The following is an 8,403-nucleotide window of genomic DNA, read 5'->3' as shown; positions in this document are numbered from 1 at the left end:
GTCGAAAGATGCAGCGGGACGAAGATAGAGTGCTTCAGCGCGGGACTTCGAGTCTATTATAAAAGGCAGTGCCAGCAGCGGGACGATGAAACCGATGTGGCGTTGCCTTTTTATGTGCAGACACAATAGATAAAATGTTACTTGACAACTTTTGCCTTTACTGAGAAAATTACTAGATAGTATATGGTTCACTGTATATACAGTGAACTATGTATATAAGAGTTTATGAAAAAGAGGACGTGTGCATGTATATGCACACATTTTTGAGTTAAAGGTATTTGGTTAGAGGTATTTATGTTAAGATTTATTTGGGTAATAGTTTCGTGCTTGTTTCTGATCATGTACTATGTGCCAAAGATGTCGTATTATGCTAGACACCCGGAAAAATATGGTGAAGATATATGTTATCAGATGGCACAGGTTATGTGCAATCATGTGAGACGTCGTGCTTTTATCAAGACGGTTGCCACGGGTATGGAGAACCTTCCTAAGGAGGGTGGATATATCATGTATGCCAATCATCAGGGTAAGTATGATGTACTGGGAGTTATAGTTTCCCATGACAAACCGATTACGTATGTCATGGATGCCAAGAGGTCGAAGCTGTTCATAGCAGATCAGCTTACGGATCTTGTGAAGGCACAGAGACTTGACAAGGAAGACATAAAGCAGCAGGTACAGGTTATAAACGATGTATCCACGGAGATCAAGGCGGGAAGGAGATATATTTTATTCCCGGAGGGAGGATACGATCACAGTCACAATGAGCTCAAGGAGTTCATGCCGGGAAGCTTCAAGATCGCCAAGAAGGCGAAGTGTCCTATCGTTCCGGTCGTGCTGTATGATTCCTTCAAGCCATTTGAGGGATGGTCACTGAGACGTGTGACGACACAGCTTGCATTTCTGGAGCCGATCCCATATGAGGTTATAGCGGATAAGACGACCACAGAGATCAGGGATATGGTCGTTGACAAGATCCAGAGGAAGCTTGATACGATGGAGACAATGAATTGTTGGTAACGATATATGGATAATTATTCTGAACGGGCAGGTCATGTTGATGATCTGCCCGTTCGGGGGTTACGGAAGCTTGGTGTTGACTATATCAAATCAGGTGAATACAATATAAAAGGGTATTTAACCACAAAAACAAGGATTGGGAAGTAGAGATATGGGACAGAGTAAAGAGAGAAACAGTAATGAAAAAAGCGGATTCCTCAAGAAGCTTATAATAGTTCTGGCAGTGGCGATCGTGGTAGTATTTGCGGTATTTTATGTGATCTATTACAGATTTTCATATCAGGCGGACAAGCTGGCAAAGGAGACCGCCCGCATATACGCATTTGGCGATGGCGGAGAGATGGCTGACATGATAGCCCCGGGATACGTGAAGAAGTTTGAGGATTCGTCAAAGGTTTTGTCGGTGAGTGACATACAGGACATATATATAAACAAGTTCAGAGCGTATACAGATGAGCAGGTCGGGGATATAGATACGATCGAGTGCAAGGTCACCGATATACAGGCGGTGAGCAATATAGAGGATGTGCAGCAGCAATTTGCGGACAACGGAGTTAAGGGCGTGTCCCAGTACAGAAGTGTGGAAGCCGACTGGATAGTGACAGGCAAGGATGGGGGCGAGGTCACGGTACACGTTCAGGAATGTATGTTGAAGTGCGACGATGGCTGGTATGTGGACTATGTCCGTATGCCGGATGAAATAGACAGCATGAGTACGCCGGTCGATTCCGGGGATGCTGACAGTGAGGAGACAACAGAGGCGGAGATCACTGAATAATATTGTGTGTATAAGATTGGAAGGGCATACAGTATACAAGAAAGAAGGCTGACAAAAAATGTATGATGTGAGATCCATGAAGGCAGAGGACTTCATAGATGATGGCGAGATCCGTGAGACGCTGGACTATGCGGATCAGAACAAGGACAATGAGGAGCTTATCGACAGTATCATAGAGAAGGCAAAGCTCAGGAAGGGGCTTACCCACAGGGAGGCATCCGTGCTTCTTGCGTGTGAGATGCCGGACAAGATAAATGAGATATATGATCTGGCGGAGCAGATCAAGAAGGACTTCTACGGCAACAGAATAGTTATGTTCGCGCCGTTGTATCTGTCCAACTACTGTGTAAATGGGTGTGTGTATTGTCCGTATCACATCAAGAATAAGCATATAGCCAGAAAGAAGCTCACCCAGGAAGAGGTGAGACGGGAGGTCATAGCACTGCAGGATATGGGTCACAAGAGACTGGCCATTGAGGCCGGTGAGGATCCTCAGATGAATCCTATCGAGTACATCCTGGAGTGTATAGACACGATATACAGCATCAAGCACAAGAACGGTGCAATAAGGCGTGTAAATGTAAATATAGCGGCGACCACAGTGGAGAACTACAGGAAGCTGCACGAGGCAGGAATTGGAACGTACATCCTCTTCCAGGAGACCTACGATAAGGAAGCGTATGAGAAGCTTCATCCATATGGACCGAAGCATGACTATGCATATCACACAGAGGCTATGGACCGTGCTATGGAAGGTGGTATAGACGATGTGGGTCTGGGGGTGCTCTTTGGTCTGGATAAGTATAGGTACGAATTTGCGGGGCTGCTGATGCATGCGGAGCACCTTGAGGCTGTTCATGGAGTTGGTCCGCACACCATCAGTGTGCCAAGAGTCAAGAAGGCTGACGACATAGATCCTGAGGCATTTGACAACGGAATAAGCGACGATGTATTCTGCAAGATCGCAGCATGTATCAGAATCGCCGTTCCTTATACAGGAATGATAATCTCCACAAGGGAGAATCCAACGGTCAGGGATGAGATCATAAGGCTTGGAGTGTCGCAGATAAGCGGTGGTTCAAAGACCAGTGTGGGTGGCTACTATGAGCCGGAGCCAGAGGATGAGAAGTCGGAGCAGTTCGATGTCAGCGACACGAGAACTCTGGATCAGGTTGTGAACTGGCTGATGACCAAGGGCTATATACCATCATTCTGTACGGCATGTTACAGAGAGGGCAGAACCGGCGACAGGTTCATGAGCCTGTGCAAGAGCGGACAGATACAGAACTGCTGTCATCCGAACGCACTCATGACGCTGGAGGAATATCTGGTGGATTATGCTTCACCGGAGACCGCGGAGATAGGCCGGAGACTCATACAGAATGAGCTGAAGAATATTCCGAATGAGAAAGTCAGACAGATAGTGGCCGAGAGACTTGACAGGATAAAGCACGGAGACAGAGATTTTAGATTCTAACACATTGTGGAGGAGCAAAATGAGTTTAAACGATACACCGTCGGCAAACAGAGTGCATATAGGTTTCTTTGGATGCAGGAACGCAGGCAAGTCCAGTCTGGTAAATGCAGTGACGGGGCAGAGCCTTGCTGTTGTGTCGGATGTGGCGGGAACCACCACGGATCCGGTGTACAAGTCCATGGAGCTGCTTCCGCTTGGACCGGTGGTCATCATAGATACACCGGGAATAGACGATACCGGCGAGCTGGGTGAACTCAGGGTGTCGAAGACCAGACAGGTGCTTGCGAAGATAGATGTCGCTGTGCTGGTGGTTGATGGTTCGGTTGGCCTTTCGGCGGCGGACAGGGAGCTCACAGAGCTTTTCAAAGAGAAGAATATAAATTATATAATTGCGTACAATAAGAGTGATCTAGTTAAGGATGATACACAGGTTCAGAATTCAGCGGAGAATTCCATATGGGTCAGCGCAGAGCACAGACAGGGAATAGAGGAGCTGAAGGAATTGATAGGAAAGCTCACGGTGACAGACACCATGACCAGGAGACTGGTCGGAGATCTGATACAGCCGGGTGATATGGTGGTGCTGGTCATACCGATAGATTCTGCAGCTCCGAAGGGCAGGCTGATACTTCCGCAGCAGCAGGTCATAAGGGATGTTCTTGAGACCGGAGCTACGGCTGTGGTGTGCAGGGACACGGAGCTTGAGGATACTCTGAGACGGCTGGAGGGGAATGTATCTCTGGTGGTCACTGACTCCCAGGCATTTGCAAAGGTTATGAAGATCGTGCCGTATGACATATATCTGACGTCATTCTCAATACTGATGGCAAGATTTAAAGGGCAGCTTGATGCGGCGGTAAATGGCGCATATGTCCTGGACAGGCTGAGGGATGAAGGCCAGCGTACAGATGCGGACAGCAGACCTCCAAGGATACTCATAGCTGAGGGCTGCACCCATCACAGACAGTGTGATGATATAGGAACTGTAAAGCTGCCAGGATGGATACGCAGATACACGGGACTTGAGCCTGAATTTACATTTGTCAGAGGAACGGAATTCCCGGAGGATCTGACAGGATATGATCTGGTGATACACTGCGGAGGCTGTATGCTGAATGAACGCGAGATGAAGAGTCGTCAGGGAAGTGCGGAGCAGCAGAGTATCCCGATGACGAATTATGGAACTGCTATAGCTCATATGAATGGGATTCTTGACAGGAGTCTGAGGATTTTTCAGACAAAGACGGACATATAAATATTTGGATGAAAGGTGATCGATATGGCAAAGACAGGTTTGGTACTTGAGGGCGGCGGCCAGAGAGGCATATATACCGCCGGAGTCTTGGATGTGTTCATGGACAATGATATAGAGGTCGACGGTGTCATAGGGGTGTCGGCGGGAGCCATACATGGACTCTCCTTTGTTGCGAGACAGAGGGGACGCAACATGCGTTACAATATGAAGTACAGGAACAACAAGCACTACATGAGCCTGTACTCCCTTTTAACTACAGGAGATATATGTGGTGAGCAGTTCTGCTACCACGATATCCCGGAGAAACTGGATCCACTTGACTACGATGCATTCCTTGCAAATCCTACGAAGCTCTATGTGGGATGTTCTAATCTGGATACAGGAGAGGCGGAGTATCTGGAGTGTACAGATATGAGAATGCCTGAGGATGTGAATAAGGTGAGGGCTTCGGCATCCCTCCCACTGGTGTCCAATATTGTAGAGGTTGATGGAATGAAGCTGCTGGATGGAGGTGTATCCGACAGCATACCGATATTTGCATTCAGAAGGATGGGCTACAGGAGAAATATAGTAGTTCTGACAAGACCGGAGGGATACCGCAAGGGCCCGGACAAGATGCTCAGGCTGGAGGCCGGAAGGTACAGGGAGTACCCTGAGTTCGTTAAAAGATGTCACATGAGACACATGTATTACAACAAGACCCTGGACAAGTTGGAGGAGCTTGAAAAGGAGGGTGATACGTTGATAATCAGACCGAGTGAGACTATAGAGATATCAAGGCTTGAGAAGAAGCCGGAGATGATCGAGGCCATGTATGAGCTGGGTGTGTACGATGCAAAGGAGAAATTGCAGCAGGTTAAGAAATTCCTGCGTGAGAGTAAGGAAGAAAGCAGGGACTACACACATGGACAGGCGCAGCAACAGACGGCGGTTACACAGCAGACCCGATAATGGAATATATGACAGATTGATACTTTCGGGAATGGACATTCCTGAGAGTGTGGATACACAGAAGAAGGCACAGGAGAATCACAGCAAAATGGCTGAGACTCCTGTGCCTTCGCTCATACTGTCACTTTCGGTATCTACAATATTCACCATGTTGATTGCAACCTCCTACAATATTGTGGACACTTATTTTGTCTCAGATCTTGGAGAAAGCAGTGTGGCCGCAGTTGGGATCATGTTCTCTGTTATGGCATTGATACAGGCTGTGGGTTACACCTGGGGCATGGGAGCTGGAAGTGAGATAGCGAGACTCCTCGGTAAGCAGAAGAAGCGTGAGGCGGAGCAGACGCTTGCCACGGCACTGGCGGGAGGAATACTGTCGGGCGCGGTCATGGCGGTTATATTTGCCGTGTTCAGGGAGGATGTGGTAAGACTTCTGGGGGCCACGGACACAAGTCTTGCTCCTGCTGGGCAGTATGGAATATATATCATGCTCGCGGCTCCGGTCATGTGCGGTGCCTATGTTCTGAACAATGCCCTGCGGGCTGAGGGGCAGCCGTATCTTGCTCTGCTGGGTATTCTGGCAGGAGGACTGTCAAATGCGTTATTTGACTATATATTGGTGAGAGTGCTTGGACTTGGAATAGCCGGTGCAGGCATAGCGACCCTTGCCGGACAGGGGATAAGTCTTGCCATAATGTATATATGTGTCAGGTCAAGGTGCAGCGTGGTAAGGCTTCATGTGTCTGATGTGTGGAGCTTCAGATATGGGGTGCGTATAGTGAGAACAGGGCTGCCATCCTTCCTGAGACAGGGGCTCATGTGCCTTGCGGCGATCATGATAAGCAGAAGCTGTAGGCAGTACGGAGATGGAGCCATGGCGGGCGTCACAGTTGCAAATAAGATATTTGCAGTCATATTTGCGGCGCTGGTGGGCTATGGGCAGGGATTTGCCCCGGTGTGCGGGTTTGCCTATGGTGCAGGACTTGAATCCAGAGTGAAAAGGTCGCTGAGATTTACCATGATAACTGCGGTGATATTCATGTGCGCTATGGGTGCTGCGACCTGGGTGTGGGTATCCGAGGTGGCCGGTGTATTCTTGCATGAAGGTGGCACTCAAGCTATGCAGCTTGCGGCGCTGTCTCTCCGGGCGCATGCCATATCCATGCCGTTTGCAGCTGTGTGTCTGGTGACCGGAATGTACTATCAGGCTCTTGGAGCATATGGAAAAGCCACCCTCATATCCGCCCTGCGGCAGGGAGTATGTTTTATACCATTGGTATTCATACTGCCGCACATGTATGGCGTAGATGGAGTGGCTTTTGTCCAGGCCGCCGCCGATGTGCTGGCGGGGATTGTCTCGGCCTTTTATCTGTTATATACAAATGAAAAATAGTCCGTGTTTATCATCTCGTCCGATATATACAGTCGGTTTTCAACCTCCTCGATCATCTGATCCACGTATCCATCAGGGATCTGTGACTCAGGGACGAAGTAAGAGGTCTCCCCCGTGCTGGCATCATATCTGACCTTGTCGGTCATAAAGCTTTGATCCGCGAAGATCACAAGCTCATCGGAGTCGGACAAAATGTTGCGGCCAGCCAGAAGTCTTGAGTCAAAGTCGGCTCCGAGAAGGTTTAACACAGTTGGAAGTATGTCCACACTGGAGCAGAGCTTGTCGACAACTACTGGCTTCTCCATGGATGAGCTCCATATACCAAACTGGTTGTGGTGAAGCTCAAAGTCATCATTCTCTATGTCCTTGCCCGCAAGCTCGTTGTAGGTGCCGTCGCTGAGTCCGTAAGGATAGTGGTCAGGTGCCACGATGAACAGAGTGTTGTCCAGCTTGCCAGTCTTTTCCAGCTTATCCATCAGGAATTCCAGAGCCTTGTCAAGCTCCATCTGGGCTGCAACATAGGCTATGGCCTCATCTGAGTACCCTTTTTCGGAGAGGACATTCTCGGCTCCATCCCTGTTAATCATACATATATACTGATTGTCGTAATTGTAAGGCAGATGGCCGGAGAAACTCATAAAATACATGTTGAATTTGTCATCCTGAATGAAATCCCCATACACAGCCTCCATACATTCGAGATCGGAATACATAACGTGGTCAGGAATATCCAATCCTGCGCCGATGGCCTTGAAGGTGGTGTAGCCCATATTCGGATGGGTTCTTGTTCTGTCGTAGTATGTGGCATCAAAGTCGTGGTAGCCGTAGCTCTTGTAGCCCTGTGCGTTCAGCATATTGCCGAGGGCGTATGGCTGGTAGGTGTCCGCGGATGCCTCAAAGCTCCATTTGGAGGATGCCGGATACTGGCTGAGGCAGTTGGTATATTCGCCGTCTATGGTGCTGTGATACCACAGTGGGTTGTAGAAGTTAGTAAATTCAAAGCCTTCGTGATAAATCTTGTACAGTGTCGGTGTGGCCTCCCTGGATATTCCATATGTACTGAGACTTTCAGCGGTGACAAATACCACATTGTACCCCTCGAACATGCCGGTGTATTCGTCCGTGTAAGTTGGCTGTACCCCCGAGAAATATGCCGTCAGGCTTTTAAGCTCCTCGTCATCTGTCTGATTGTACAGACTTTGGAAATCTATGCTTTCATCGACCTGCGGAACATATACAGGCTCGTCGGCCTGGGTTGATCCTGCCGCCTGATCTGAGCCGCCGGTCTGAGAAGCTGATGAAAAATCTGTCTCGTCCGCAGATGCGGCATTGATATCTGATGCGGCAGTCTGTGCATCTGACTGATTATCTCCAATATCTGCAAGCTCAAATGTCTTGCTCTGGCTGCTCTGAGTCACCATGGTCACACAGTCTCTTCCCGTGGTGACCATGACTCCAAGCTTGTTCATGGACAGTTCAAGTACATAGCGTCCGTGGAACAGCGCATATGGAGTGTAGGCCGCAGTCCC

General features: G+C 48.8%; 7 protein-coding genes. 6 read left to right on the top strand and 1 reads right to left on the bottom strand.

Annotation, left to right across the window (positions count from 1 at the left end; all coding sequences use genetic code 11):
* Positions 1-294: 294 nt before the first annotated feature.
* From ABUA34_RS07295 to ABUA34_RS07270, 6 genes are all read left to right on the top strand, one after another.
* A complete protein-coding gene (locus tag ABUA34_RS07295; RefSeq protein ID WP_022216968.1) occupies positions 295-1,020 on the top strand; it encodes a lysophospholipid acyltransferase family protein in 726 nt (241 codons plus the stop codon).
* 151 nt (positions 1,021-1,171) lie between these two features.
* Positions 1,172-1,798 carry a hypothetical protein gene (locus ABUA34_RS07290; RefSeq protein ID WP_015534642.1) on the top strand — a complete coding sequence of 209 codons (627 nt, stop codon included), beginning with the start codon at positions 1,172-1,174 and terminating at the stop codon, positions 1,796-1,798.
* Between the two features lie 58 nt (positions 1,799-1,856).
* Entirely contained in the window at positions 1,857-3,275 is a 1,419-nt protein-coding gene (gene hydG / locus ABUA34_RS07285) for a [FeFe] hydrogenase H-cluster radical SAM maturase HydG (protein WP_349823089.1), read from the top strand.
* A 19-nt stretch (positions 3,276-3,294) separates the two neighbouring features.
* Entirely contained in the window at positions 3,295-4,530 is a 1,236-nt protein-coding gene (hydF, locus tag ABUA34_RS07280; RefSeq protein ID WP_161171330.1) for a [FeFe] hydrogenase H-cluster maturation GTPase HydF, read from the top strand.
* A 24-nt stretch (positions 4,531-4,554) separates the two neighbouring features.
* Positions 4,555-5,481 (top strand): patatin-like phospholipase family protein, encoded by a 927-nt coding sequence (locus tag ABUA34_RS07275; RefSeq protein ID WP_349823088.1) that lies wholly within the window; start codon positions 4,555-4,557, stop codon positions 5,479-5,481.
* Positions 5,402-6,874, top strand: a complete 1,473-nt coding sequence (locus ABUA34_RS07270; protein ID WP_349823087.1) for an MATE family efflux transporter — start codon at positions 5,402-5,404, stop codon at positions 6,872-6,874. The genes ABUA34_RS07275 and ABUA34_RS07270 overlap by 80 nt, the downstream gene beginning before the upstream one ends.
* Here the strand turns inward: ABUA34_RS07270 and ABUA34_RS07265 are convergent.
* Positions 6,847-8,403 (bottom strand): LTA synthase family protein (locus tag ABUA34_RS07265; RefSeq protein ID WP_349823086.1); only part of this gene is annotated, 1,557 nt, incomplete at its 5' end. The two genes, ABUA34_RS07270 and ABUA34_RS07265, sit on opposite strands and share 28 nt — an antisense overlap.

This window comes from Coprococcus sp. RTP21428st1_C9_RTP21428_210409, from assembly GCF_040227395.1.
Classification (GTDB): Bacteria; Bacillota; Clostridia; order Lachnospirales; family Lachnospiraceae; genus Coprococcus; species Coprococcus aceti.
Note: the sequence above shows the minus strand (reverse complement) of the source record. Positions and strands in the feature narration are given on the sequence as shown.

What these genes read in the sequence shown, in the direction of transcription:
- hydG (WP_349823089.1), top strand. Translation starts at nt 1,857, where the DNA reads ATGTATGATGTGAGATCCATGAAGGCAGAGGACTTCATAGATGATGGC.
- ABUA34_RS07275 (WP_349823088.1), top strand. Translation starts at nt 4,555, where the DNA reads ATGGCAAAGACAGGTTTGGTACTTGAGGGCGGCGGCCAGAGAGGCATA.
- hydF (WP_161171330.1), top strand. Translation starts at nt 3,295, where the DNA reads ATGAGTTTAAACGATACACCGTCGGCAAACAGAGTGCATATAGGTTTC.
- ABUA34_RS07295 (WP_022216968.1), top strand. Translation starts at nt 295, where the DNA reads ATGTTAAGATTTATTTGGGTAATAGTTTCGTGCTTGTTTCTGATCATG.
- ABUA34_RS07290 (WP_015534642.1), top strand. Translation starts at nt 1,172, where the DNA reads ATGGGACAGAGTAAAGAGAGAAACAGTAATGAAAAAAGCGGATTCCTC.